This window comes from Bacillus pretiosus, from assembly GCF_051294775.1.
Taxonomy (GTDB): Bacteria; Bacillota; Bacilli; order Bacillales; family Bacillaceae_G; genus Bacillus_A; species Bacillus_A wiedmannii.
Genome location: NZ_JBPPHF010000617.1, coordinates 1 through 281 on the forward strand (window position 1 = coordinate 1; position 281 = coordinate 281).

1 protein-coding gene is annotated in these 281 nt (G+C 33.1%); it reads left to right on the top strand.

From position 1 onward, the window contains the following. The coding region (locus ACSG5Z_RS32400; RefSeq protein ID WP_435712991.1) for a YARHG domain-containing protein at window positions 1-278 on the top strand (278 nt) is incomplete at its 5' end. Between the last annotated feature and the right edge of the window lie 3 nt (window positions 279-281).

The window sequence follows — 281 nt, forward strand, 5'->3', positions numbered from 1 at the left end:
TTACTCCGCCGCCTACGTCTCGGTATGTATATAATGGTTTCATCTTCCCGGATAGTGATATTCGAAAACTACCGAGTGCAGAATTAACATATTTATCGAAAGAACAGTTGAAAATTGCTAGAAATGAAATATACGCAAGACATGGAAATATTTTTCAAACGAAAGATATGCAAGCGTACTTTTCAAAACAGTCTTGGTATAGAGAAAATCCGTATGTTACAGGAAAGCTAACAGATATTGAAACTTATAATGTTGAATTGATCAAATCAAGAGAATAAATA